Consider the following 25,434-nt stretch of genomic DNA (forward strand, 5'->3'; position numbering starts at 1 on the left):
AAGGTGCAAATGCGCATATTGGCCGGCGCCGGTACCCAAATCGAGTCCTATACGGCATCTCCTATACAGACAAACATTTTAAAGAGGAGCGATACCGATGAGCATCAGACGCAGCGAGATTCGCGAGGCGCAGCGGCGCACCGACGAATTGTTTCGCAAGGCAGGCATCGTGCTGACCGAGGAGGAGCGCGCGGGCATCGAAGTGGCGGGCTTCGGCCTCGGCGAGTTGGAGACGGAGGGACTCGAGCTCGTCACCTACGTGAACACGGATCGCTACTGCGCCAAGGAGCTGGCGTTGTTCCCTTATCAGACGTGTCCCGAGCATCTGCATCCCGACGTCGGCGGCGAGACGGGCAAGATGGAGACGTTCCGCTGCCGCTGGGGGCTCGTTTACCTGTACGTCGAGGGCGAGCCTGCCGCGGACGTGAAGGCGCGCATTCCCGAGCGGAGCGCGGCGCACTATACCGTGCGGCACGAGATCGTGCTGACCCCAGGCGAGCAATATACGATACCGCCGAATACGAAGCACTGGTTCCAGGGCGGGCCGGAAGGCGCGATCGTGTCGGAGTTTTCCAGCACGAGCCGCGACGAGTTCGACGTGTTCACCGATCCGGCCGTCGTCCGCATCCCGCCGATCATCGAGGATTAATAGAAAAGGCTTGCCGGAGGAAGAGAGACCGGGCGGTTAGCGCTGCTACGAGACAACGAGGGAGCGGAGGCGGTCGAATGCGACTGTACAGCAAAGATTGGACGCGCCGCGAGCTGGAGGCCCGCGTCGGCCGCATGAGCCAGATCGGCGGCGTGCGGCGCATGACGCTGTCGGAGGGCAAGGAGGCGGGCGTCGAGCTGATCCGGGTGACGACCGGCGCGGGATTGACGCTGGACGTCGTGCCGTCCAAAGGGCTGGACATCTCGCGCGCGGAGCTGTGGGGCGCGCCGCTGTCTTGGCAGTCCGCGGCGGGCGACGCCCACCCGGCCTATTATGAGGCGGCCGGCACCGGCTGGCTGCGGACCGCGTCGGGCGGCTTGCTCATGACGTGCGGCATGACCCACGCCGGCTCGCCGTCGGAGACGCCCGGCGGCTCGCAAGGTCTGCACGGTCGGGCGCATCATACGCCGGCCTCGCAGGTAGCCGCGCGCGAGGTATGGGAGGGCGACGATCTCGTCTGGCTCATCGAAGGCACGATCGAGGAGAACGCGTTGTTCGGCGCGAATCTTAGGCTTCATCGGCGAATCTCGGGCAGGCTCGGCGCCAATGAGATTCATATCGAAGACCGCGTGGAAAACCTGGGCTTCACCACGTCGCCACACATGATGCTGTACCACTTCAACTTCGGATTTCCGCTGCTGGACGAGAACGCCTCCATCCTTTTGCCGCCCGCCGTCACTTCGGAAAGAGGAGAAGCCGGGAACGCAGCCGACTGTGCCGGCTGGGAGCGGCCCGACCCGGATGCCAAGGAGCGCGTCTTCTATCACGAGCTGGACGACCGCGACGGCATGGCCGAGGTTGGTTTGCGCCAGCCGGCCTTCCCGGCGGGGCCCGCGCCCGCGGACGTATTGGTCCGTCTGCGCTGGTCCGCGGACACGCTGCCTCGGCTCGTGCAGTGGCGCATGCCTGGCGCCGGCGCGCACGTGCTCGGCCTTGAGCCGGCGAACTGCCGGGTCGAAGGCTTCGAAGCGGAGGTCCGCGAAGGCGGACCGGCGATGCTCGCGCCGGGTGCTTGCGTGACGCACCGGCTGGAGTTGAAAATAGCGGCCGAACGAGCGATGATAGAGGAATAATGAGCGGACGCGAACGGCGGACGGAAGGAGCGGCGGCAGATGATCCACAATCAGGCGGACTGGAACGCAAGGCAGCGCCAGATCCATGAGCAGATCGCGCAGAGCGGGGAGGTCCGCATTTCGGAGCTGAGCGAGCGCCACGGCGTGACCGAGATGACGATCCGGCGCGATCTGGAAAAGCTCGAGGAGAGCGGGAGCGTCAGACGTACGTTCGGCGGGGCCATCTACGTCTACCGCGACGTCGCGCTGCAGGACCGCACCGGCATGCATACGGACGAGAAGGTACGGATCGGCCGGCACGCCGCGTCGCTGATCGCTCCCGGCGAGTCCGTGTTCCTGGACGGCGGCACGACGACGCTGCAGATCGCGCGGGCGCTTAAGTCCGGCCAGCAGATCACGGTCGTGACCAACGCGCTTAATATCGCGGCCGAGCTCGCGTCCAAGCAGATTCCGACGATCATGACCGGCGGCATGCTGCTCGAGTCCACGCACTCGCTCGTCGGTCCGATCGCCGCGCAGAGCCTGTCCGGCATGGCGTTCGACCGCGCGTTCCTCGGGGCGACGGGACTGAGCGAAACGCACGGCTTCAGCAATTCCAACCTGTACGAGGCCGAGATCAAGCGGATCGCCGTTCGCCAGGCGAAGGAGACGACGGTCGTGCTCGACCGCACGAAGTTCGGCGCGCGCGTGCTCGTGTCCTTCGCCGGGCTCGGGGACGTGAAGCGCATCGTGACCGATCATCCGCCGGGCGGCGAGCTCGCTCGCGCTTGCGCGGACGCTGGCGTTCGGATCGAAGCGGCCGAATAAGTCATCGGTTTCGCCGTCGATTAGCAATCGAGAAGAAACCCGCCTCTTCGCGCCGTGGTAAAATGACGTCAGTGTCCGATTCGGACGACAACGAAACCATGAGGTGACGACGATGGCCTTTCAAATTTCGCAAACTTTTCTTAACCTGCCAGTCAAGGATCTGAAGCGCTCCATTGCCTTCTTCGAAGCGCTCGGCTTCGCGTTCAACCCGCAATTCACCGACGACAATGCCGCCTGCCTGGTTCTCAGCGATACGGCGTTCGCCATGCTGCTGACCGAGTCCTATTTCCAGACCTTCATCAAAAAGGACATCGCGAATGCGACGAAGACGACGGAGTTCATCATGGCCGTCTCCGTGAGCAGCAAGGAAGAAGTACAAGAGCTCGTCCGCAAGGCGCTCTCGTCCGGCGGTTCGGTTTCGAACGATCCGCAGGATCACGGCTTCATGTATACGGAGAGCTTTCAGGATCCGGACGGCCATCTGTGGGAAGTATTCCACATGGATCCGACGTACGTGCACGAAGCCTGATTCATCATGCATTGCGGCTGTCGCCGTTAAAAGCCCGCTATCCCGTCCGCATGGACGCGTAGCGGGCTTTTCCAAATGCAGCAGACCCCGCGACCCGGAAGTCTCGACCAGCAACAAATCATGCCAGCCTGCAGCAACTCGAGACCCGGAAGTCTCACCTAGCAACAAATCGTGCCTATCCGTATCCCCTCGCATCTCGGAAGTCCCGACCAGCAACAATTCATGCCCGCCCGCAGCAAACGCAGTTTTTTTACGCAAGAAAAACGCGAAAAAAAAGACCGCCGAAGCGGTCTTTTACGTGCGCTATCGCGCTGTTAGCCTTGCTGCTGCTGCTCCGTCGACACCTGCCATTCGACGCCGTACTTGTCCTGCAGCGCGCCGAACAGCGCGCCCCAGAATTGCTGCTTCAGCGGGTCGTGAACCGTGCCGCCGGCCGCCAGCTTGTCGAATGCCGCATGGGCTTCTTCGGGCGTGTCGAACAGGAGGCTGAGCGCCGTGCCGTTGCCCCGTTCGATCTGCCGGCTCGGGCTGTCGGACATGAAGATGGTAATGCCGCCCGCGACCATGTGCAGGTGCATGATCTTCTCCTTCAGCGCTTCGGGCGTGCCCGGCGCATCGCCGAACGTCATGACGGAGAGGAGCTCGCCGCCAAGGGCGTCCACGTAAAACTGGGATTGCGACCTTGCGTCTTCGGAAAAAATATAGGGAACCAATCTTGCCATGTTTATCCGCCTCCTGAATTCATCATGCGTCAGCCGTTCCTCTTTTATTCTATCATTCGAGCGTTCCGCCGCTTTCTTTTCGATTGCTCTTTTGGGCGCTTTGAGGGACAATGTTCCTATTGTCCGGCCAACCTGCTATTGCATCATACGGAGGTTTTAGCACATTGATCAAGCGCGCTTCAAAAATAAGCATGAACGAAATATGGCTGCTGTCGATCGTATTCGGCGGCTTCCTCGTGTTCGGTTTGTCGGAAAACGTGAAAGGTCCCGCCATCCCGCGGATGCAGCTGGACTTCGGCTTGAACGAGGGGCAGCTCGGCTTGATGCTCGCGCTCAACTCGCTCGGCTATCTCGTCGCCTGTACCTTCACTTCCTATCTCGCCGACAAAGTCGGGATCAAGGTTACCAGCATCGCGGCGTTCGTGTCGATGGCCGTGGGGGGCGTGCTGATCGGCGTTTCGAACGGCTTTCAGGCGCTGTCCGCCTCGTATTTTTTTATGTACATCGGCAACGGCATGCTGGAGATCGCGCTCGCCATTCTCGCCGCGCGCATTTTTGTCAAGCATACGGGCTTCTTGATGAACCTCTCGCACTTTTTCTATGGTTTGAGCTCGATCGTCGCGCCGATCGCGGCCGCTTCGATGATGGGCTGGCGGCTCCCGGGCGGCGACGCGTTGGGATGGAGGGGCATGTACGTCATCGTGCTGCTGCTGTCGCTGCTGCCGATCATTCCTTCGCTCCTCGGACGGCTCCCGGCCGATCCTGCGCACGACGAGGCGGAGGAGCGCATCTCGTACCGCAAGCTTCTGAGAGATCCCGTCGCTTGGCTGATCGTGCTCGTCCTCACCTCCGGCGTTATCTCCGAGCTGTCGATCGGGAGCTGGCTCGCGAATTTTTTGGAAAAAGCGTATGACTGGAGTCCGACCGATGCGTCGGGCATGCTGTCTGCCTTTTTCCTCTGCTTCACGCTTGCGAGGCTGTTGCTCGGACCGCTCACGGACCGTTTCGGCTATACGATGTCGATGATGGTCCTGTCGCTGAGCTCGGGCGTCTGCAGCATCGCGGCGCTATTCGCGGGGGAGGGCGGCGCGATCTTGTTCGCCCTGGCGGGCGTCGGCATCGCGCCGATCTACCCGACCGTGATGGCGCTGCTCTCCAAGCGTTATCCCCGCGGCACGGGAACGGCGATCACCTTCACCGTCACGCTGATGGGCATCGGCAGCGTGCTCGGCAATCTCGCGATCGGCGGTCTGATCGAAGGGGTGCGCGATTGGTATTCGGGCAGGGGCGAGGACGCGAGCAGGCTGCTCGGCCTGCAGGCGGGCTATGGGTTTATCGGGGTGATGGCGCTTCTGTGCACCGCCGCATGTCTTGTGCTATATGTCTATTTGCGCAAAAGAGGGGAAAGGTACTAAGCCGCCATGGATCATCTGAGTATCGGCATGCTGGCGTTGATCGTCGCAGGCGGATTCGCGGCGGCCTTCGTCGACTCGGTCGTCGGCGGAGGCGGCCTTGTCTCGGTTCCCGTCCTGTTGACCGCCGGACTGCCGCCCGCGGCGGCGCTCGGCACCAACAAGCTGGCCGGCACGTTGTCCTCGCTCGCGAGCACCCTGTCCTTTTTCGCATCCGGCCATATCGACGTCCGAAGCGTGCGCGGATTGATCCCGCTATCCTTGCTGGGCGCGGCGCTCGGCACGCTCACGCTCCGGCATGTGCCTTCCGGCTTCCTGAAGCCGATGGTCGTCGTCATGCTGGCGGTCATCGCCGTGTACACGCTGCTCCGCCGGGAATGGGGCGAGCGAGCGTCTTTCGTGCGCTTCACCGCAGGCACCGCCTGGCTGACGGGGATCGCCGCGTTCGCGCTCGGATTCTACGACGGCTTCTTCGGCCCCGGTACGGGGTCGTTTCTGATCTTCGCCTTTCTGCTGCTTGGCTTCGACTTCGTGAAAGCCGCGGGCAATGCCAAAGCGCTCAACTTCGCCAGCAATCTCGCGAGCCTCGCGACCTTCCTCGCACTCGGCTCCGTCCACTACGGCGTAGGCCTGCTCATGGGCGCGGCGATGATCGCCGGCTCTTTGCTCGGCTCGCGCTTCGCGATCCGCCGCGGCCGGGCGTACATCAAGCCGCTCTTCCTCGTCGTATGCGCCTTGCTGATCGGCAAGCAGATGCTCGACTTGTTGTAAGCGCGCGTCGTCTCATCCACCTCGCCCATCCGGACCCAGCAGCCGCTATTTGTCGCCATTTGAACGAATAGTTCACGCTTGCGGACCGGAAAGTCGCTATTTCCTCCAAACTAACCGGATTACGCCTTTAAAAAGGCAATTAGCGGCTCTCCGGTCCTCCAATGCTTCAAACACACCATAAATCTGAAAATAGCGGCGCCTGTGTCCGCAGCCCAGGAATAACGATGCGCAGCATCGCTATTCGGCAGAATATCGGTTACTCTCGCGGAATAAGGATGCGCAGCATCGCTATCCGGCAGAATATCGGTTACTCTCGCGGAATAACGATGTGCCGCATCGCTATCCGGCGGAATTTCGGTCACTCTCTCACAATAACGATGCGCCGCATCGCTATTCCGCGGAAACTACTTCCGCACTTCGCCCGGCAGCGTCAAAGACAGCTCTCCTCTAGCTTGGCCGCCAGATTCGCCTGCGTTCGTGATGCGCGAGCCGAGGATTTCCTTCCCTGCGTCGCTAAGGCGGCCCGAGGTCAGCACGTTTGTCGTGAGGTGGTCCGTGCTGGACCAAAACAGATAGCTGCCTTGCAACTTCGGTGCCGTCCCTTTTTGATCCGTCACCTTCATTTCCCACAGCAGCTCGATCGTATCCTTCTCTCCGACGGGAATATGCGCTTGCCACTTTACGATCCAGCCGTCCTCGGTCAGCTCGGCGTACGACGCTTGATCTCCGTTCACGACGATCAAGCGGTCGGAACGGCCTTCGGGGAACAAGCACGTGACGTTGTAGCCTTCGCGCTCGTGCGTGTATGGCAGCAAGTCCACGGCATAATGCGTGAGCTCTGAGGGGAGAGACATCGCGAGGCGTCGCGCTTCGGCGAGATCGCCGTCGCGAAGCAGCGCGAGCTGCGACGCGTCCAGCGGCGCGCGAATCCGCACGTCCTGACCCTCCACGGACACACGGTAACCGAATTGTTCCGCCAGAAACCGAAGGGGGACGTACACGCGGCCTTTAACGATCCGCACGGGGCTGCCCAGCTTCATGCTGCCCATATGCACCGGATTGCCGCTTGCAATCGCGATGCTGCTGCCGACGGAGAGCTTGACGCGCTCGTTCCATTTGCCGAACGTGGCCGTCTTGGAGGCCGAATCCCAAGATAGCGACAAGCCGAGCGGCTCGGCGACGGAGCTGAGCGGTACAAGCACCCGGCCCTTTTCTACGATAGGTTCATCGGCCGCTTCAACCAGCTTGTCCTTCACGTAAATATGCGTGGGTGCCGCGGCAAATGTCGCTCCGCCGCCAACCACTGCGCTTGCAATCAAGGCGATGCAGACGATCCGCTTAAACATGCGTACACGCTCCTCTCTGACCGATTAGACGAAACTTGAGGTAAATAGTTTCTGGTTTTCCATACGTTTACTGCAAAACAATGCCCGCAAAACGCTCCCGGACAATCGCCCTATTCCACCGACGAACAATGCTGTTATAATAGCGGCAACCAATTGTCCGTCCATCCCTGCCGGCTGCGAAGCGGAGGCTACTCATGAACTTTATTCGACGTTACGCGTTCCTTCCTTCCCTCAGAGGGCGGCTGATCGTGATTCTGATTATCGCCGCGGTCATTCCGAGCCTGCTGACCGGGTACATTTCCTACCGCTGGATCTATATCGTGCAGACGCAAAAAATCGAACGGGACTGGGTAGCGAAGGCGGCGCGGGACCGGGACGAGCTGGACCGGAAGCTGGAGGAGCTCGCCAAGGTGTCGCAGCTGCTCGACGTCGAAGGCGGCATCGGGCGGGAAGTCGTGCAGTTCATCGGCAGCTCCGATTCGTTCGAGCGGTCCGTGCTGTACCGGAATATCGCCCAGTCGATGGCCAACGTCAACTTTTCGAATCCGAACGTCGGCACGATGTTTTTCTATGCCCCGGACCTTGAGGATCCGCTGCTGTTCCCCAATACGAGCGCGAAGCTGGCGTTCGATCCGCAAGCGCTGCCGGTCTTTTACACGCAGAAGCTGTTCTCTTACTTCGGGCCTTATCCTTCGCTCGATCCCGGCGACCGCAAATATCCGGTATTTTCGCTGCTGCGCAAGCTGCCGTACGGCAAAGGCCACTTCCTGTACGCCTATATCGAGACGAAGATAACGGGGCTCGAGGATATGTTCACCCCCGGCGATTCGCCCGCCGACTATCCCAATTCGCCCGTATTCCATGTCCTGACGGATCCGAACGGGAAGGTCGTCTACAGTACGATAAAGTCGGATGTCCCCAACAAAGCTCGCGAGGCAAATTTTGAAACCGGATACAAAACGTTTCGCGCCGAGGGCCGCCACGGCTGGACGGTCGTCCAGCTCATCCCGACCGCCTCGTACAACAGCGAGCTGAACCGGTGGCTGAGGGAGTTCGGCCTGTTCGCCTCCTTGTCGCTCCTGCTCGGCATTTTTCTCGCCTGGCTCATTTGGCGCATGGTCTATCGCCCGATCCGCATCATTAACAAAGAGATTACGCACTTCAGCTACAATCAATCGCCGACCAAGGTATCCGCCACCGGCCTCGCGGAGTTCAACCGGATTTTGACAAACTTCCAGCAGATGAGCCGGCGCATCGCGGAACTGATCACGGACGTCGAGGAGAAGGAGAAGCGCCGGGGACAGCTGGAGGTGGAGAAGCTCCTCGTGCAGATCAACCCGCATTTTCTCCACAACACGCTCAACACGATTCAATGGCTCGCCCGCATGCAGGGCCAGACCAACATTTCCAAGCTCGTCTCGGTGTTCACCCGCGTGCTGCACTACAATCTCGGCAAAAAGAACATGATGGTGACCGTCCGGGAGGAAGTCGAGGCGATCCGGGATTACATCGAACTGCAAGGTTACCGCTACGATCATGTGTTCAATGTCGGCGTACGGGCCGACCCCGCCCTGCTCGAGCTGCCGATCCCGCGATTCATCCTGCAGCCGATCGTGGAGAACGCGCTGTATCACGGCTTCGACGCGGACGAGGGCGGAGAGATCGACGTGGTCGTTTCCGAGGAGAACGGACGCTTGCTGCTGCGCGTGCAGGATAACGGGCAGGGCATACCGGAGGAGAAGCTGGCGGAGCTGCTCGAGAGCCGCGAGCCGCTCCACAAGTCGGGCCTCGGCATCGGACTCAGGTACGTCAGAGAAATGCTCGGCGTGTACTACGGCAGTTCGGCGGAATTGAAGATGGAGAGCAAGCCCGGCATCGGGACGACGATCTCGATTCGGCTGCCGTTCGACAAGACAGGAGGGCTCGGCATTGATTCAGGCATTGATCGTGGATGACGAACACTTGGTGCGCAAAGGACTCCGGCTGCTTTTTCCCTGGCAAAAGTATGGCGTGGAGATCGCGGGCGAGGCTGCGAGCGGCGAAAAAGCGATGCAGTTCATGCGGGAGCATCCGGTCCAGCTGCTCATGACCGATATCACGATGCCGGGCATGTCGGGGCTCGAGCTTATCCGCCAGGCGCAGCATCACGACGCCTCGATCAAGGCGGTCATCCTCACCTGCCACCAGGACTTCGAGTACATTCAGGCAGCGCTGCGCATGGGCGCGGTCGATTATATCGTCAAAACGCAGCTGGAGGAGATGGATCTCGACCAGGCGCTGGCACGGATCGTCAATGCCGTGCGCGCGGAGGCGCCGGAGCCGCGTGCCGGCGGCTCGCAGGCATCGCTGGTCAAGGACGTCGCCGAGCGGGCGGGCAGCGTGCGATGGGTGATGGACGACGACGGCTTCGAGTCGCTCCTCGAGGCGATCCGGCAGTTGAATCCGGACGCCGGACAGCTTGGGGAGATGTGGCAGTCCGCCATGGATCGCTTGCAGCTGAGCTTCCCGATGTTCGACTGGCAGGAGGTCGAGGCGGCAGCGCCGGCCGATGCCTACGGCTTCGAGCAGCGGCTGAGCAAGCTGCGTGCCGGCCTTCAGGCTTGGCTGCGCCGTTCCGGCTATTCCGAAGACATTATCCAGGCGATCGTCAAGGCCGTCGGCCGGATCGCGGAGCAGCCGGTCGCGCACGTGAAGCAGAGCGAAGTGAGCCAGTGGGTCAATTTGAGCAAAAATTACTTCAGCACGAGCTTCCGCGACATCATGCGTTTGACGTTCAGCCATTTTCTTCAGGCCGTCAGCGTCCGCGCCGCCCGGGAGCTGCTCGTCACGACCAATTATCCGGTCTATTGGATCGCGGAGCGGTGCGGCTTCGCTGACCAGCGGTATTTCAGCAAGCTGTTCAAGGAACAGACGGGATGGCTGCCGAGCGAGTACAGGCAGCGGCACGGCAAATAGCGAATCGCAGCACCCAGCGGGAAAAGCGGAGAATGCCGGCCGTTTCTTCAGCTGGGTGTTCGTCGCATGTAGACGATTTTCCGCGAGCAGGGGGAGGAAAATCGGCGGGCGCCGGGCGAATGCGGAAAATAACCCTACTCCGCTTGGAATCCCGTCGCTCACGATCCCGTCCCGCGCGTTGCTATAATTCGGATGAAAGATAGATACATCGACGACAAGGGGATGAGTAGCACGATGAAACGGCAACGGGTCAGCACGATTCTGCTCTCGCTCGCGCTCGTATCGGCGCTCGCGGCTTGCAGCGGCAATAACGGAAACAAAGCGGATCATCAGGCAAGCGGCAGCGCCTCCGCAAGCGCCGGGAGCGCAGGCAGCGCAGGTAGCGCGACCGCATCCGGCGAGGAGGCCGCGCCGGCCGATCCGCTCGGCAAGTACGACCCGCCGATCGAGGTGTCCGCGGTGCGTCCGATCTCGGAGGGCACCAAGTTCGGCGAAGGGGAGTCGATCGACGACAACGTCTGGTCGCGCGCCTACGCCGACCAGCTCGGCATCAAGATCAACTACTTGTGGACGACGCCGGCCGCGCAGTACGACCAGAAGCTCAACATCGCCATCGCGTCGAACGACCTGCCCGACATCATGTCCGTGAACGCGGCGCAGCTGAAGCGTCTGGTCGACGACGGCCAGGTCATGGATCTGTCCGCCGTCTACGACCAATACGGCTCCGAGCTGACGAAGAAGCTGCTCGGCGAAGACGGAGGGAACGCGCTCAAATCCGGCACGTTCGACGGGAAGCTGTACGGCTTCCCGAAGATGAGCTCGGGACTCGGGCAGGCGGACGTCCTGTGGGTGAGGACGGACTGGTTGACGAAGCTGGGCTTGTCCGAGCCGAAAACGATGGACGACGTGCAGAAAATCGCCGAAGCGTTCGTCAAGCAAGATCCCGACGGCAACGGGAAGCCGGACACGTACGGACTCGGCGCTACGAAGGACATCTTCGGCTTCTTCGGCGCATTGGAAGGGTTCTTTAACGGCTACCACGCCTATCCGAACATTTGGGTGAAGACGGACGACGGCAAGCTGGCGTACGGCAGCGTGCAGCCCGAGACCAAAGCCGCGCTGCAAAAGCTGCAGGAAATGTACAAGGGCGGCCTGATCGACAAGGAGTTCGGCACGAAGGACGCCACCAAGGTGAAGGATGCCGCCAACGCGGGCAAGCTCGGTCTTTTCTACGGCTACTTCTGGAACGCAGGCTGGCTGCTCGACGGCAAGAAGACGGATGCGGCCATGGACTGGAAGCCGATCTCGCTGCCTTCTGTCGACGCGGAGCCGGCGCAAGCGCAAGTGCCGTTTGCCATCAGCACGTATTACGTCGTGAAGAAGGACGCCAAGCATCCCGAAGCCGCGGTCAAGCTGCTGAACTTCGACCTGGAGAAGCTATGGGGCAAATCGGCCGAGCCCGAAGTGTATAACGCCGACAAGAGCGGCAATGCGGTGTTCGAATACGCCCTGCTGTACGGCGAGGCGCCCCGCAAAAATCTCGACGCGTACCTGAACGTGGTGAAGGCGCTCGAGGCGAACGATCCCGCCGCGCTCAACGCGGAGGAGAAAAGCTATTACGACAAGATCGTCTCCTACCGCGGCGGCGACGTCAACTTCTGGGACAGCGAAAAAATGTACGGTCCCGAAGGCTCGCTGGCGGTCATCGAGGGCTACGCTAAAGACGGCGCGCATACCGACGACGCGTTCTACGGCGCGCCGACGCAGGGCATGACGGACAACAACGCGACGCTTGGCAAGCTTCAGTTGGAGGCTTTTACGCGGATCATGATGGGCGGCTCCATCGACGAGTTCGACCAATTCGTCAGCCAATGGAATTCGCTCGGCGGCAAAGCCATTACGGACGAAGTCAATGCTTGGCAAGCGTCGCAATAACGAAGCGCAGTACGAATGCAGGAAGAGGCGAACACGATGAAGCGCAAGCACGGCGGCGAATGGCCTTTTCACCTGATGTTGATTCCGGGCGTCGTTCTGGTGTTCATCTATAGCTACGTGCCGATGGCAGGCATCGTCATGGCGTTCAAACGGCTGGCGCCGTCCAAGGGGATGTTCGGGTCCCCTTGGGTGGGCTGGCGCAACTTCGAGTACATGCTGCATATGCCCGAGATCTCGGGCGTCGTCTGGAACACGGTTTTTATCGCCGTCATGAAGATGGCCGCGGGCGTCGTCGTACCCGTTACCTTCGCGCTCATGCTGAACGAGGCCCGCAGCCGGCTGTTCAAGCGGAGCGTGCAGACGATCATTTATTTCCCCCACTTTCTGTCCTGGATCATACTCAGCGGTCTCTTAATCGACATCCTCTCGCCGTCCACCGGCGTCGTGAACGAGCTGCTCCGCGCGCTCGGGCTGAAGGAGGTTTACTTCCTCGGCGATCCCGGCTGGTTCCCTTATACGATGGTGCTGTCCGATACGTGGAAGGAATTCGGCTACGGCACGATCGTCTACCTGGCCGCGTTGACCGGCATCAACCCCGCTTTGTACGAGGCCGCGGCGCTCGACGGTGCCGGCCGGCTGCGCCAGACGCTCTACGTCACTCTGCCGGGACTGCTCCCGATGATCATCCTCATGTCCGTCTTAAGTCTCGGCAACGTCTTGAACGCGGGCTTCGAGCAGATTTTTAACCTGTACAGCCCGCAGGTCTACAAGACCGGGGACATCATCGATACGCTGGTGTTCCGGATCGGGCTGGAGAACGCGAACTACGGCGTCGCCACCGCCGTCGGGCTGTTCAAGTCGGTCGTGTCGTTCGGCCTGATCGGCATTTCGTACGTCCTCGCTTATCGATGGGCCAATTACCGGATTTTTTAGGAAAAGTGGGTCGGCTATGAACAACGATGCATCCTGGGAAAGACGAACCTTTGTCGCGCTCAATTACTTCCTGATGGCCCTCGTGGCCCTCGCGTGCCTGCTGCCGATCGTGAATGTACTGGCGATCTCGCTCAGCAGCAGCGCCGCCGTCGGTTCCGGACAAGTGAAGCTGTGGCCCGTCGGCTTTAACCTGAAGTCGTACGAATTCGTGCTCGGCAAGCCGGAGTTCGGCCGTGCGTTTACCGTCTCGCTGCTGCGCGTGGCGGTCGGCGTCCCGGTGAACATGCTGCTGACGATCCTCGTCGCCTACCCGCTGTCCAAGGAACGCAAGGATTTTCGGTTTCGCGGGCCGTACGCCTGGTACTTCGTGGTGACGATCCTGTTCAGCGGCGGGCTCATCCCCTGGTATATGACGATCAAGATGACCGGCATCGTCGATACCTTCTGGGCGCTGATCCTGCCCGGCGCAGTACCGGTGATGAACGTCATTCTTCTGCTCAACTTCTTTAAGTCGCTGCCCGACGAGATCGAGGAAGCCGGGTTGATGGACGGCGCCGGAAGGTGGCAGGCGCTGTGGCGCATCGCGGTGCCGCTGTCCGCGCCCGCGATCGCGACGCTGACGCTGTTCTGCATCGTGAATCATTGGAACTCGTGGTTTGAAGGACTCATTCTCATGAATCGCCCCGAGCACTACCCCCTTCAGAGCTATCTGCAAACCGTCATCGTGAACCGCGACATGTCGCTCCTGTCGGCCGCCGACGTCGCCAAGTGGTCCTTGATCTCCGACCGGACGTCGCGCGCGGCCCAAGTCATCGTCGCATTGCTGCCGGTGCTGCTCGTGTACCCTTTTCTGCAAAAATACTTTGCCGAAGGCATCGTCATGGGCAGCGTGAAGGGGTAGCCTCTATCAACTATCAGAACGGAGATTACGCACATGTGGAAACTCGCATCGCCCGATCGAAAGCTTACGCTGTCCGTATTTCAAGATCAGGAAGAAGGTCTTTACTATTCGCTTGCGTCGAATGGACGCGACGTCCTCGGCCGGTCCAGATTGGGCATGGCGACGAGCCTCGGCGACCTGCGCACCGGCTTCCGATTCGCGAAGAGCGAAGAAGCCGCTATCTCGGAGCGCTATTCGCTGCCGGTCAGCAAGAAGTCGGTCTATATCAACGAAGCCAACGAGCTCGCGCTGCACTTCGAAATTGAACGCTTGGCCGTATCCGTCTGCTTCCGTCTGTTCGACGACGGCCTTGCTTTCCGCTATGCGATCGGCAGCACGGAAGGCGATAGTGCGGACGCAGGCGCAGACGGGCAGTCCATTCGCATCTACGCGGAATATACGGATTTCGCTTTTCCGAAAACCTACGACGACCTGTGGCTGCAGGATTGGGTGAACACGTACGAGGGCACCTACAACCGCTGCGGCTGGGAAAAGGCGGGCCGGCGGGATTACGGCATGCCAGCGCTCCTGCACAGCGCAGACGACGGCCGCTGGGCGATGATCACCGAAGCGGGCATATTGAACGCGGGCGGCAGCTATTGCTCCAGCCATCTGCAGACCGAGCCGGGCGGCCGGATGAAGCTCGCCTTCGCGCCGGAGCAGCTCGAGCCCATGAAGGGCGAGCTGCCGCTCGCGACGCCTTGGCGAATCGTCACCGTCTGCGACACGCTGGATCAGTTGGTCAACAGCACGCTGAATTACAACCTCAACCCGCCGTGCGACTGGGAAGATACGTCCTGGATCAAGCCGGCGCGCAGCATCTGGTCCTGGTGGGCGTTCGAAAACGGCGCGCAGCTGTACAGCGAGCAGAAGCGCTACGTCGACTTTGCCGCGGCCATGGGCTTTGAGGCGATCACGGTAGATGCGGGCTGGGACGACAGCTGGGTGAAGGATCTGTGCGACTACGCGAGAGAGCGGAGCGTCGACGTCTGGCTGTGGTCGGACATGCAGGCGATCGACACGCTTGAGAAGGCGCAGGAAAAGATTCCGCGCTGGGCGGCATGGGGCGTCGTCGGCCTGAAGGTCGACTTTTTCATGAACGATTCGCAGCACACGATGTGGCAGTACAACATGATCGCGGATCTCATGACCGCGCACAAGCTGATGATCAACTTCCACGGCAGCACCAAGCCGGCCGGAGAAGGCCGGACGTATCCGAACATCATGACGGCCGAGGGGATCCTCGGGCTGGAGCATTACAAATGGAGCGGGCTGCCGCATGCCGTGCATAACTGCACCGTGCCGTTCACCCGCAACGTCGTGGGGCCGATGGATTACACGGTCACCGGCTTCTCCAACCTGAACCGCAACACGACGCAGGGGCATCAGCTGGCGCTCTCGGTCGTGTTCGATTCCGGCGTGCAGCACTTCGCCGATTCAATTTACTCTTATGAGGCGTGGAAGGGCACGGAATTCATGCGCAGGCTGCCCGCCAGATTCGACGAAGTGAAGGTGCTGACGGGCTTCCCGGGCGACCATGCGGTCCTGATGCGCAGGGCGGATCAAGAATGGTTCGTCGGCGGCATCGTGACGTCGTCGAGGAGCCTGACGCTGCCGCTGGACTTCCTGCCCGAAGGCGAGTACCAGGTGGAGATCTACAGAGACGGCAAGAACGGCGACGTGTTGAAAAAGGAAGTGCGACGGTTGTCCAACCGGGAAAGTCTGTCCGTCCAGTCGCTCGAAAACGGCGGCTTCGCGCTGTACATTAGCGACGGCAAGCGCGCGCTCAAGTCCGGCGTGCAAGGCGGGTATATGGATGCCGACGCGAAAGCTTATGCTTCGCTGGACGCCGCGCTTCGCGGCAGCGCGGACCGCGTCGCCTGCGAGAATGCCGCGGGCGGCAGCGCGGTTCGTCTGAGCCAGGCCGGCGGGCTTGTATTCGAAGGCATCGCGGCGGAGCGCGAGGGCCGGCATACGCTGCGGCTGTTCTATCTCTCGGCGGCGCCGAGCAGCCTTAGCGTCAGCGTAAACCAGGGCGAGCCGCAGCAGCTGTTCCGCCTGGAATCCTCCGGCGGCGACGAGGTCGTCCGCACGTCCGATCTCGTCGTGACGCTCCGGCAGGGCGAGAATACGATCGTGCTGGGATGCGGCGGCGATGGCGAGCCCGCTCCGGGGATCGATCATATCCGGGTCATCGGCTGGGCGCCGTACGAGGACTCCTTCTATCCGGCCGAGGCGGGCGTGCTCGCGGGCGGCGCGGGGCTTAGCCATGTCGACGGTTCAGCCGGCTTGCGGAAGGCGGTCGGTATCGGCCGCGGCGGCTCGATTACGTTCGATTCGGTCATGGCCGATGCAGACGGCGAGCACATCCTCACCTTGGACTATTATTCCGGCGAGAACCGGGCGCTGCTCATCGCGGTGAACGACGAGCCCGCCATCCGATCCGTGCTCTTCAATACCGGCGGTTGGGGACCCGCTCGCTGGGATATATCTGGCATCAAGGAAGTGAAGATCCGGCTCAGGAAGGGAGCGAACCGCATCAAGCTGTACCACGACGAGGAGCTTGCCCCCGAGATCGGGAGAATCGGCGTACGGCTGGAAAAGCATGCCGCGGAGGGTCAGACGAAAGGTCTGGCGGAAAGTCTGGAGAGCCGCAGATGATTCAATTCGATTCGGACCGCCGCTTGTTCTCGATCTCGACGGACGGCAGCTCCTATGTGTTCGGGCTAAACGATAAAGGCGTCCTGCAGCATCTGTACTGGGGAGATCCGGTGGCGGCCGCCGACTGCGCGCCGCTGCTCGGCTCCCGGCTCCACAGCTCGTTCGATGCCGCGCTCGACCGCGAGGCGGAGGAATTCGCCTATTGGGGCGGCTTGTCGTACATGGAGCCGTGCCTTAAGGTGCGCTGGTACGACGGCGTCCGCGATCTGCGCATGGCCTACGCCAGTCACCGGATCGAGCGGGCGGACGACGGCAAGGAGACGCTGACGATCGTGCTCCGGGACGAGGCATATCCGCTCGAAGCGCATTTGGTTTACGCGGTCCGGCCCGGACATGACTTGATCGAGCGGCACGTCGAGATCGTCAATGCCGGCGACCGCGACGTCGTGCTCGAGAGCGCCCAGTCTGCCGCCTGGTCGATGCCGGAGCTTCGCGACTACCGGCTGACGCACGTGACGGGCAAATGGGCCGGCGAGTTCCAACTGCGCGGCGCGGCGCTCACGGAGGGCAAGAAGGTGCTGGAGTCGCGGCGCGGATTCACCGACGGACATGCGAACCCCTGGTTCGCGATCGACGACGGGGCCGCGACGGAGGAGGCCGGGAGGGTGTGGTTCGGCGCGCTTGGCTGGAGCGGCAACTGGAAGATCGTGCTCGAGAATACGGCGTTCGGCCGCGTTCGTGTCACGGGCGGCATCAACGACTTCGACAGCGAATGGACGCTGGGCCCGGGCGAGCGCTTCGAGACGCCGTCGTTCGTCGGCGGATATGCAGCAGGCGGCTTCGGCGCCATGAGCCGCGCGCTGCACCGGTACCAATACGAGCACGTGTCGCCTGGCAAAGAGCTGCGCAAGGTGCTCTACAACTCGTGGGAGGCCACCTACTTCGACGTCAACGCCAAAGACCAGATGGCGCTGGCGGAGCGCGCGGCGAAGGTCGGCGCGGAGCTGTTCGTAGTCGACGACGGCTGGTTCGGCCAACGTCATCACGACCGGGCTGGGCTCGGCGACTGGATCGTCAACGCGGACAAATTCCCGAACGGGCTCGAGGAGCTCATCGATCGGGTGCGCGGGCTCGGCATGGCGTTCGGTATCTGGGTCGAGCCGGAGGCCGTCAACCCGGACAGCGAGCTGTACCGGAGCCATCCGGACTGGGTCTATCATTTTCCGACGCGTCCCCGGACGGAGCTGCGCAACCAGTTGGTGCTCGATCTCTCGAATCCGGCGGTGAAAAGCTACATCGTCGACTTCATGTCGCGGCTGCTCGGCGAACACGACATCTCCTTCGTCAAATGGGACATGAACCGGACCATCACGGAGCCCGGCATGCGGGATCATCCGTTGAACCGGCAGAAGGAGCTATGGATCCGCCACGTGCGGAGCCTGTACGAGATCTGGGCGGAGCTGCGTCGGCGCTTCCCCGGCGTGGCGTTCGAGACCTGCGCGGGCGGCGGCTCGCGCATCGATCTCGGGATGCTGCGCTATGCCGACCAGGCGTGGCCGAGCGACAATACCGACGCGTTCGACCGGCTTGGCATTCAGGAGGGCTTCTCGTATGCGTACGCGCCGAAGCTGATGACCTGCTGGGTGACGGAGGCGGTGAGCGGGATGAACAAACGGATCACCTCGCTGAAGTATCGCTTCCACAGCGCGATGACGGGCACGCTCGGGATCGGCGCCAACCTGAACGAGTGGAGCGAGGAGCAGTTGGCGGAGGCGGCCAGGTTGGTCGCGCAGTACAAGGCGATTCGGCCGCTCGTGCAGGGCGGCAGGCAATACCGGCTGGCGGCGCTCAAGCACAAAGGCGTGGACGCGGTGCAATACGTGGGCGTCGGCGAAAGCGGCGAGGAGAGCGTGCTATTCGCATTCCTGCACGCGCAGAAGCTCGGGGACGGGCTGCCGCGTCTCTGCTTGCTGGGGCTCGATCCGGATAAGCGGTATGAGATCGAGGGCGGAGCGTTCGACTGCGCGAAAAACGAAGAGCCGGAGAGCGAAGGCGCGAAGGGCGAAGGTGCGGAAATCGAAGGTGCGAGGGGCAAAGGAAACGATGGCGCGAAAGACGTCCGCAGCGGGAGGGCGCTGATGCGGATCGGCGTCGAGCTGCCGCTGCGCGGCGACTTCGACAGCCTGATGTATCGTGTTCGCGAGCTGCGGAGTTAGACTTCGGCGGTCAATCGGCACCCGTTCAGTGCGGTCACGCCGTCAGATGCTTCATCACCATGGCTTCCATGTCGTCCAGGATTCGCCGATATTCGGTCTCGTCCCCGTCGAGCAGGAAGCTCATGGCAAGTCCATCCCTAACGGCCCAGAACAGGTAGGCGGCCGAGGACTCGTCCAGGTCGGCGCGGAACTCGCCTGACTGCTTGCCCGACGCCAGAATCCGGTTCAACAGGTTCAGCGCTTTGTCGAGGTAGGCGCGGTTGGAGGAGATGAGCTCGGGGCGGCGCGACGCGTAGGTCGTGAATTCCAGGTGGAACGTCAGCCATTTGCGAAGCTCGTCCAACGGCTGCCTGCGGAAACGCCCGAACATATGCCGCAGCATCGCCTTGGCGCTCGACGTCTCTACGTACAGCGCGTTGAGCGATTCGATCATATCGTCCATCCGGGCGTGCGCCAGCTGAATATAGATTTCCTCCTTGCTGGCGAAGTAGCCGTACAGCGTGCCTTTGCTGATGCGAAGATGACGCGCGATGTCATCGGCCGTCGTCGCCTGAAATCCCTTGTCCAGGAAGCAGTGAAGCGCCCCCGTCAGGATGGAGGCTCGCTTCTCTTCCTTATATGCTTCCGTCACTTTGGGCGACATCTCGCTCACTCCTTTTCCGTCATGAGGCTGCTGTTTTCCGCGAAATGCACTATGGATTGAATATACCGTGATGAGAAGGCGCGCGCAATAAAGAGCGAGGGACGCGCAGCTTGGCAGCACCGCCGCCGTATGCTATTCTGATGCTGATCGACGAACGGTCATGAACGAACATGCGCGTGAAGCACACGCCGCTTGCTCCTATGGGAGCGAGCGGCTTTTTGTTTTTCGAAATTCGATCGAGGGGGGCACATTCATCGTGGTCAAAAAAGAGAAACGTCACAATGGCGGTCAAACGGCGGAGTCGATCGTCGCTGCGTTTATCGAAAAGCAGAGGAAGACGGCGAAGGGGCAGCGGCTGGAGATGCTGCAGCGGGATCTCAGCGGCACGATCAAGTTGTTGACCGATCTACTGCTGCCGGTGTTCGGGACGCTTGAGGGCTTTCACCTGGAATATGAGATCGTAGGAACGAACGGCATCAAACTTTATGCGGACGTGTTCTATGAACCGCTGGGACTGGTGTTCGAGTGCGACGGTTACGTGCCTCATGTGGAGCTGATGACAAGGGATCGCTTCTCGTTCGAGCGCATGCGGATGCGGACGTTCGCGCTGGGCGGGTATATGTATTTTCCGTTTAGTCGGGACGAGTTGGATAAGAAAACCGAGATGTGCAGACGAGCGGTGTACGAAGTATTGGGTAAGCGCGGTCGAGGAGGCGCAGGCCTTCGCGACCTGCCCGTGCATGAAAGGGAGTTACTCCGGATGGCGGTCGATGTGTCCATATTCGGGCCGGCGGACGTACGCGAGTGGTTAGGCATTCGGGAGGAAAAAGCTCGTTTACTTCTGCGGAGCATGACGCAGTCTCAATTACTCGTGCGCGTCGGTGGCGGCGAGCGAAGGTGCCACCGCTATTCGATCGCGGAGCAGGGCAAGGAACTGCTAAGGAAACCGTAGGATGGATAGCGAGGGCGAGTTAGCCGGAAAAACCGTGTAAGTGGGGCGGTTGAGCGGTGGGAGTGGCGAGTTAGCCGGAAAAACCGTGTAACTAGGGCGGTCGGGCGGAGGAAGTGGCGAGTTAGCCGGAAAAACCGTGTAACTGGGGGGGATTGGGCGGAGGAAGTGGCGAGTTAGCCGGAAAAACCGTGTAACTGAGGCTGTTGAGCCGTATGAGTGGCGAGTTAGCTGGAAAAACGGTATAACTGGGGCGATTGGGCGGAGGAAGTGGCGAGTTAGCCGGAAAAACAGTGTAACTGGAACGGGTGGGGCGGTGGAGTCGGCGAGTTAGCTTGAAATCACCGGATGCGGCCTGCTATGGTGAGATAGTCGTTTAATTTGCCATGACCGTTTATCGGGAGAAAGGTTGATGAATCAGATGAAGTTGATCGCGCTAGTAGGCAGTTTGCGCAGGGAGTCCGTGAATCTGAAGCTGGCGTTGACCATGCAGGAGAGGTATCGCGGCAAGTTCGAGCTGGAGATCGCGAATCTCGGCACGCTGCCGTTTTACGATCAGGACGAGGAGGACCGTCCGCCCGAGTCCGTGCGGAAGCTGAGCGAGCAGGTTGCCGCCGCGGACGGCGTGTTGATTCTGACGCCGGAGTACAATTGGTCGGTGCCGGGCGTGCTCAAAAATGCGCTGGACTGGCTGTCGCGCGGAGATAAGGTATTGATCGGCAAGCCCGTGCTCGCGGCGGGCGCGAGCCCAGGCATGTACGGCACGCTGCGCGGCCAGCTGCACCTGCGGGAGATTCTGTCGAGCCCGGGCATCCAAGCGGTGATGCTGCCCCCGGCGGGCAACGAGATCGCGGTCGCGCAGGCCCCGCAGAAATTCGGCGAGGGCGGCGCCCGCCTGACGGACGAGCGCACGTTGACTCATATTGATGTCGTCGTCGATCGCTTTTTAGATCTGATCAGACAGCGTTGATCCATCCGATCGTTTGAGGCCCGAATGTCCGCCGCGGCGGCGTCCGGGCCTTTTTATTGTTTGGTATGGCCAGGCAGGGGGTATAAGCGACTATCTTCTATGTTTTCCGTCCTTTCGGACGGTGCCGTCTAGTTGCAGCCGGCCATTCTATCAAGTTAAGCGAAAGGGAGATCGACGCATGGGCAAAATATTGATTGTCGGGGGCCAAATGGAAAATAAGGGCGCCCAGGCGATGACGTTCACGGTCGTGAACGAAATCAAGATGCGATATCCGGATAAGGAGCTCGTGCTCGTCTGTCCGGACGAGGACCGCAATTACGCGTTTCAACTGGTGAAGATGGGGAAGAAAATGAAGATCGAGCTGCTGGGCGGCGTGTACACGTTGATCGGCAAATTGATCCCGAACGACGAGCGCGTCAGCATCACCAAGGCGCAAATGAAGGAGATTTTGAAGGAAACCGACCTCATCGTCGACATCAGCGGCTTCGCCCTCTCCTCGCAGTTCAGCATCCGCCACACGATCAATTATTTGGCGAACATCCGGCTCGCCCGGCAGAACAAGATTCCGATGGTGCTGCTGTCCCAGTCGTTCGGCCCGTTCGAGTACACCGGCATTTACAAATACGTCATTCCGCCGATGATTAAAAAGTACATTCGCTATCCTAAATACATCTACGCGCGCGAGCAAGAGGGAGCCGAGTATCTCGGCAAATACACGTCCGGCAACCTGCGCAGATCCGTGGACATCGTGCTGCAGGGCGCGAATCCGTACAATCTGTCGCACCTGTTCCGCGACGGCATCTATATCAAGGGCGAGCCGCTCGCGATCAAGCCGAACGCGGTCGGCATCGTGCCGAACGTCAAGACGATGAAGTACGGCACGCGCCAATCGATGCTCGCGATGTACGAGCGCATGACGCGGCACTTGCTCGAGCGCGGCAAAAACGTCTACCTCTTCCGTCACTCCACGGAGGATCTGATCATTTGTCAGGAGATCAAGCGCAGATTTCCGAACGACGATCGCGTCGTGCTGCTGGAGGAAGAATACGACTGCATCGCGATTCACGACGTGCTCGTGCAGTTCGAATTTCTCGTCGCCTCCCGCTATCACTCGATCGTGCACGCGTACAAGAACGGCATTCCGGTCGTGGCGCTCGGCTGGGCGACCAAATACCGCGAGCTGCTGGGACGGTTCGGACAAGGCGAGTACGTGTTCGACGTGCGCGACAGCGCGCATATCGAAGCCAACATGATCGCGAAGCTCGACGCCATGATCGAGAAACGTGACGCCGAAGCCGTTAAGATTGACGATACGCTCAGAGAGATTCACCGGGAAAGCATTTTCGCCGAGGCGTTCGCGCTGTAGGCTGGACATGAAGGACTTGGAGACACGTGGAAAAGCAGCAGGCGGGGACTATGAATATAGTTCCTGTACTGCTGCTTATTTATAATACTTACGCAATAGGCGTCCCATTAGGTATTTCAACTTCCGGTCGCAAAAGAACGACGTCTCCCTTTTCCGGTACGCCGCCAAGAACCAACACTTCCGATTTGAATCCGGCGATGCGCCGGGGAGGAAAATTGACGATGGCGACAATTTGTTTGCCAACGACATCCTCGGCCGCGTACCGCTTCGTAATTTGCGCGCTGGACGATTTGATGCCGATCTCCGGACCAAAATCGATTTGAAGCTTGATTGCGGGAACTTTCGCTTCTCCAAAAAACGCGGCTTCTATAATCGTCCCCACGCGAATATCCAGTGCCGCAAAATCATCGATCGATGCCAAATTTTCTGCCTCCCGATTGAATCTTAGGCCAACTCGCAAATAACAAAGCTGCTCAGGCCCTTTGAGCAGCAGGCGTGTAGAATACGTCGCTATGCATATGCTGGACGTTGTCCCAATTGGCGGGATTGGTCGTGTCCGGCATGCGGCGCTCCATGATGGCTTGGTACAGGGCCGTTTTTTGTTCTAAATGGTCGATATGCCTTTTGGCTTCTTCGAGCCTCGCGCGCGCCGCTTCCTTATGCTCCATCATGAGCGCGGCTCGCTGCGGAATCGTCGAATCCCCTTCGAGGCACAGTTCGACGTACATTTTAATGACTTCGATCGGCATCCCGGATTGCTTGAGGCATTTGATTCCGTGCAGCCAATTGACGGCTTCCGCGTCGAACATCCGTGTGTTGTTCTTATCGCGCCGTACGCTCGGCACCAGTCCTTTATCCGTGTAAAATCGCACGGCATGCTCGGTGAGTCCCGTTATACTGGCGGCTTCTTTGACCGTATGCATGTGCAATCCCCCCTTGAAAATATTTTTCGTTAAGGCTTGCCTTCGTGTAACACGAAGGCTTTAAGCTAACTGTAACGCAAATCGGTCGCACGCGGAATACCCGCCGGAGGGATGATCCCGGGATGCGTGCCGTTTGCCGTTATACATTCGAAGAATGGGGGAAGTACTATGCAAACCGTAACGTTGAACAACGGCGTGAAAATGCCGATCATCGGCTTCGGCGTCTATCAGATTCCCGATGCGGAACAATGCGAAAACGCGGTGTACGAAGCGCTGATGGCCGGTTACCGCTTGATCGATACCGCCGCCGGTTACTTGAACGAGGAAGCGGTCGGCCGCGCGATCAAGCGCAGCGGCGTGCCGCGAGAAGAGCTGTTCATTACGACCAAGCTCTGGATCCAGGATGCCGGCTACGAGAGCGCCAAGCTGGCGTTTGCGAAGTCGCTTAAGAAGCTTCAGCTCGACTATCTCGATCTGTACCTCATTCACCAGCCCTTTGGCGATTACTACGGCGCTTGGCGCGCGATGGAAGACCTCTATCGGGAAGGCAAGATCAGGGCGATCGGCGTCAGCAACTTCCTGCCCGACCGCCTGATGGACCTCATCGTGCACAACGAGATCGTGCCTGCCGTCAACCAGGTTGAAACGCACCCTTTCTACCAGCAGCATGAGAGCGCCGAATTCATGAAAGAGCAGGGCGTGCAGCATCAGTCGTGGGCCCCGTTCGCCGAAGGACTGGGAGGCATGTTCGGCAACGAAACGTTGGTCTCGATCGCGGCAAAACACGGCAAGTCCGTCGCCCAGGTCGTGCTGCGCTGGCTCGTCCAGCGACAAATCGTCGTGATCCCGAAGTCGGTGCGGAAAGAGCGGATCGTAGAGAACTTCGACATCTTCGATTTTGAACTGGACGCGGGCGATCTTGAACGAATTTCCGGTCTCGATACGCGGGAGACGCTGTTCCTGTCCTATCGCGATCCGAAGTTTGCCAAGATGCTGGGTACTTTGCGGGTCGAGTTGTAAGCTTAAACTTTAAGAGAGGACAGGCAAGAGCAGCTGTCCTCTCTAACTTGGCTGGCCGGCTTATTAACTCCAAGTCTGATCCAGCTTATCCGAGTAAAATAAAATGGCTTTCTTATAGCTTTGAATGCCCTCATCCGTACTCGTTTCGGCTAACTGTTTCAATAAAGCGGCCATCGCTTCCCTATATTCACCACGGTTATACAGGACCATCGCGCGGAAGACTTGGTATTCTCGCCGATCGGGAAATTCTTGAATGGCCTTCTCAAAGAGCAAGTGGGCTTCATCGTACATGCCCAAGGTTCTATAGGTACTTCCAAGCCCTAACAGGGCGCCTTTCCTTTCTTCTTCCGTTAATCCGAGCTGTAGCGCTTTTTTGTAATAAGGGATTGCCTCGCGTTCTAATCCGAGAACGTCATGAATCCATGCGCATTGGTACCAGACAGAGGCATCCGATGGCCGTTCCTGCAGCAGTTCAAGGATGAACGAACGCGCTTCTTCTAATTTTCCCGATTCTCTTAGTTGAATGGCGGCTGTTAATCGATCCATATTCAATC

General features: G+C 60.3%; 23 protein-coding genes. 17 read left to right on the forward strand and 6 right to left on the reverse strand.

Features of this window, described 5'->3' with window-relative positions; all coding sequences use genetic code 11:
• The first annotated feature begins 97 nt into the window (after positions 1-97).
• The 4 genes from BM235_RS09260 (at position 98) to BM235_RS09275 (ending at position 3,118) form a co-directional block, all read left to right on the forward strand.
• A complete protein-coding gene (locus BM235_RS09260; RefSeq protein ID WP_090111915.1) occupies positions 98-649 on the forward strand; it encodes a D-lyxose/D-mannose family sugar isomerase in 552 nt (183 codons plus the stop codon).
• A gap of 77 nt (positions 650-726) precedes the next feature.
• Positions 727-1,782: an aldose 1-epimerase family protein gene (locus BM235_RS09265; RefSeq protein WP_090111917.1), complete on the forward strand. Its 1,056-nt coding sequence runs from the start codon at positions 727-729 to the stop codon at positions 1,780-1,782.
• Between the two features lie 39 nt (positions 1,783-1,821).
• Positions 1,822-2,589, forward strand: a complete 768-nt coding sequence (locus BM235_RS09270) for a DeoR/GlpR family DNA-binding transcription regulator (protein ID WP_090111920.1) — start codon at positions 1,822-1,824, stop codon at positions 2,587-2,589.
• A gap of 112 nt (positions 2,590-2,701) precedes the next feature.
• Positions 2,702-3,118 (forward strand): VOC family protein, encoded by a 417-nt coding sequence (locus BM235_RS09275; protein ID WP_090111922.1) that lies wholly within the window; start codon positions 2,702-2,704, stop codon positions 3,116-3,118.
• A gap of 314 nt (positions 3,119-3,432) precedes the next feature.
• Here BM235_RS09275 and BM235_RS09280 read toward each other — a convergent pair whose 3' ends face one another.
• The gene (locus BM235_RS09280) at positions 3,433-3,840 is read right to left on the reverse strand and encodes a VOC family protein (protein WP_090111924.1); all 408 of its coding nucleotides are present in this window, start codon (positions 3,838-3,840) and stop codon (positions 3,433-3,435) included.
• A 191-nt stretch (positions 3,841-4,031) separates the two neighbouring features.
• Here BM235_RS09280 and BM235_RS09285 point away from each other — a divergent pair, with 191 nt between their 5' ends.
• Both BM235_RS09285 and BM235_RS09290 read left to right on the forward strand, forming a co-directional pair.
• Positions 4,032-5,255 carry an MFS transporter gene (locus tag BM235_RS09285; RefSeq protein WP_090112280.1) on the forward strand — a complete coding sequence of 408 codons (1,224 nt, stop codon included), beginning with the start codon at positions 4,032-4,034 and terminating at the stop codon, positions 5,253-5,255.
• A gap of 6 nt (positions 5,256-5,261) precedes the next feature.
• Positions 5,262-6,023 (forward strand): TSUP family transporter, encoded by a 762-nt coding sequence (locus BM235_RS09290; protein ID WP_090111926.1) that lies wholly within the window; start codon positions 5,262-5,264, stop codon positions 6,021-6,023.
• Between the two features lie 404 nt (positions 6,024-6,427).
• Here the strand turns inward: BM235_RS09290 and BM235_RS09295 are convergent, their stop codons facing one another.
• Complete coding sequence (locus tag BM235_RS09295) at positions 6,428-7,369, reverse strand: copper amine oxidase N-terminal domain-containing protein (protein WP_090111928.1); 942 nt, start codon at positions 7,367-7,369, stop codon at positions 6,428-6,430.
• A gap of 194 nt (positions 7,370-7,563) precedes the next feature.
• Between BM235_RS09295 and BM235_RS09300 the strand changes: the two genes are divergently transcribed.
• From BM235_RS09300 to BM235_RS09330, 7 genes are all read left to right on the forward strand, one after another.
• Complete coding sequence (locus tag BM235_RS09300; protein WP_090111929.1) at positions 7,564-9,324, forward strand: sensor histidine kinase; 1,761 nt, start codon at positions 7,564-7,566, stop codon at positions 9,322-9,324.
• Positions 9,299-10,324 (forward strand): response regulator transcription factor, encoded by a 1,026-nt coding sequence (locus BM235_RS09305; RefSeq protein ID WP_090111931.1) that lies wholly within the window; start codon positions 9,299-9,301, stop codon positions 10,322-10,324. Before BM235_RS09300 ends, BM235_RS09305 begins: the two co-directional genes overlap by 26 nt.
• 234 nt (positions 10,325-10,558) lie before the next feature.
• Positions 10,559-12,259, forward strand: coding sequence for an extracellular solute-binding protein (locus BM235_RS09310; RefSeq protein WP_199408926.1), 1,701 nt, complete (start codon positions 10,559-10,561; stop codon positions 12,257-12,259).
• A gap of 36 nt (positions 12,260-12,295) precedes the next feature.
• Positions 12,296-13,192: an ABC transporter permease gene (locus tag BM235_RS09315; protein WP_090112282.1), complete on the forward strand. Its 897-nt coding sequence runs from the start codon at positions 12,296-12,298 to the stop codon at positions 13,190-13,192.
• 16 nt (positions 13,193-13,208) lie between these two features.
• Complete coding sequence (locus BM235_RS09320; protein ID WP_090111935.1) at positions 13,209-14,093, forward strand: carbohydrate ABC transporter permease; 885 nt, start codon at positions 13,209-13,211, stop codon at positions 14,091-14,093.
• Positions 14,094-14,126: 33 nt separating this feature from the next.
• Positions 14,127-16,793, forward strand: a complete 2,667-nt coding sequence (locus BM235_RS09325) for a glycoside hydrolase family 97 N-terminal domain-containing protein (protein ID WP_090111937.1) — start codon at positions 14,127-14,129, stop codon at positions 16,791-16,793.
• On the forward strand, positions 16,790-19,009 hold the full coding sequence (locus BM235_RS09330; RefSeq protein ID WP_090111939.1) for an alpha-galactosidase: 2,220 nt from the start codon (positions 16,790-16,792) through the stop codon (positions 19,007-19,009). The genes BM235_RS09325 and BM235_RS09330 overlap by 4 nt, the downstream gene beginning before the upstream one ends.
• A 34-nt stretch (positions 19,010-19,043) precedes the next feature.
• Here the strand turns inward: BM235_RS09330 and BM235_RS09335 are convergent, their stop codons facing one another.
• A complete protein-coding gene (locus tag BM235_RS09335; RefSeq protein ID WP_090111941.1) occupies positions 19,044-19,652 on the reverse strand; it encodes a TetR/AcrR family transcriptional regulator in 609 nt (202 codons plus the stop codon).
• 160 nt (positions 19,653-19,812) lie between these two features.
• Here BM235_RS09335 and BM235_RS09340 point away from each other — a divergent pair, with 160 nt between their 5' ends.
• The 3 genes from BM235_RS09340 (at position 19,813) to BM235_RS09350 (ending at position 22,937) form a co-directional block, all read left to right on the forward strand.
• Positions 19,813-20,604, forward strand: a complete 792-nt coding sequence (locus tag BM235_RS09340) for a hypothetical protein (RefSeq protein WP_143106656.1) — start codon at positions 19,813-19,815, stop codon at positions 20,602-20,604.
• 409 nt (positions 20,605-21,013) lie between these two features.
• On the forward strand, positions 21,014-21,571 hold the full coding sequence (locus BM235_RS09345; protein WP_369803491.1) for an NADPH-dependent FMN reductase: 558 nt from the start codon (positions 21,014-21,016) through the stop codon (positions 21,569-21,571).
• A gap of 178 nt (positions 21,572-21,749) precedes the next feature.
• Entirely contained in the window at positions 21,750-22,937 is a 1,188-nt protein-coding gene (locus BM235_RS09350) for a polysaccharide pyruvyl transferase family protein (RefSeq protein ID WP_090111945.1), read from the forward strand.
• 88 nt (positions 22,938-23,025) lie between these two features.
• Here BM235_RS09350 and csaA read toward each other — a convergent pair whose 3' ends face one another.
• Positions 23,026-23,358, reverse strand: a complete 333-nt coding sequence (csaA, locus tag BM235_RS09355) for a chaperone CsaA (protein WP_090111947.1) — start codon at positions 23,356-23,358, stop codon at positions 23,026-23,028.
• Between the two features lie 52 nt (positions 23,359-23,410).
• Positions 23,411-23,860, reverse strand: a complete 450-nt coding sequence (locus tag BM235_RS09360) for a MerR family transcriptional regulator (protein WP_090111949.1) — start codon at positions 23,858-23,860, stop codon at positions 23,411-23,413.
• 168 nt (positions 23,861-24,028) lie between these two features.
• On the opposite strand from BM235_RS09360, the gene BM235_RS09365 reads away from it, so the two are divergent.
• Positions 24,029-24,880, forward strand: coding sequence for an aldo/keto reductase (locus tag BM235_RS09365; protein WP_090111951.1), 852 nt, complete (start codon positions 24,029-24,031; stop codon positions 24,878-24,880).
• Between the two features lie 63 nt (positions 24,881-24,943).
• Here BM235_RS09365 and BM235_RS09370 read toward each other — a convergent pair whose 3' ends face one another.
• Positions 24,944-25,426: a tetratricopeptide repeat protein gene (locus BM235_RS09370; protein ID WP_090111953.1), complete on the reverse strand. Its 483-nt coding sequence runs from the start codon at positions 25,424-25,426 to the stop codon at positions 24,944-24,946.
• Positions 25,427-25,434 lie beyond the last annotated feature (8 nt).

Source organism: Cohnella sp. OV330 (assembly GCF_900112065.1).
In the GTDB taxonomy this organism is placed as follows: domain Bacteria; phylum Bacillota; class Bacilli; order Paenibacillales; family Paenibacillaceae; genus Cohnella.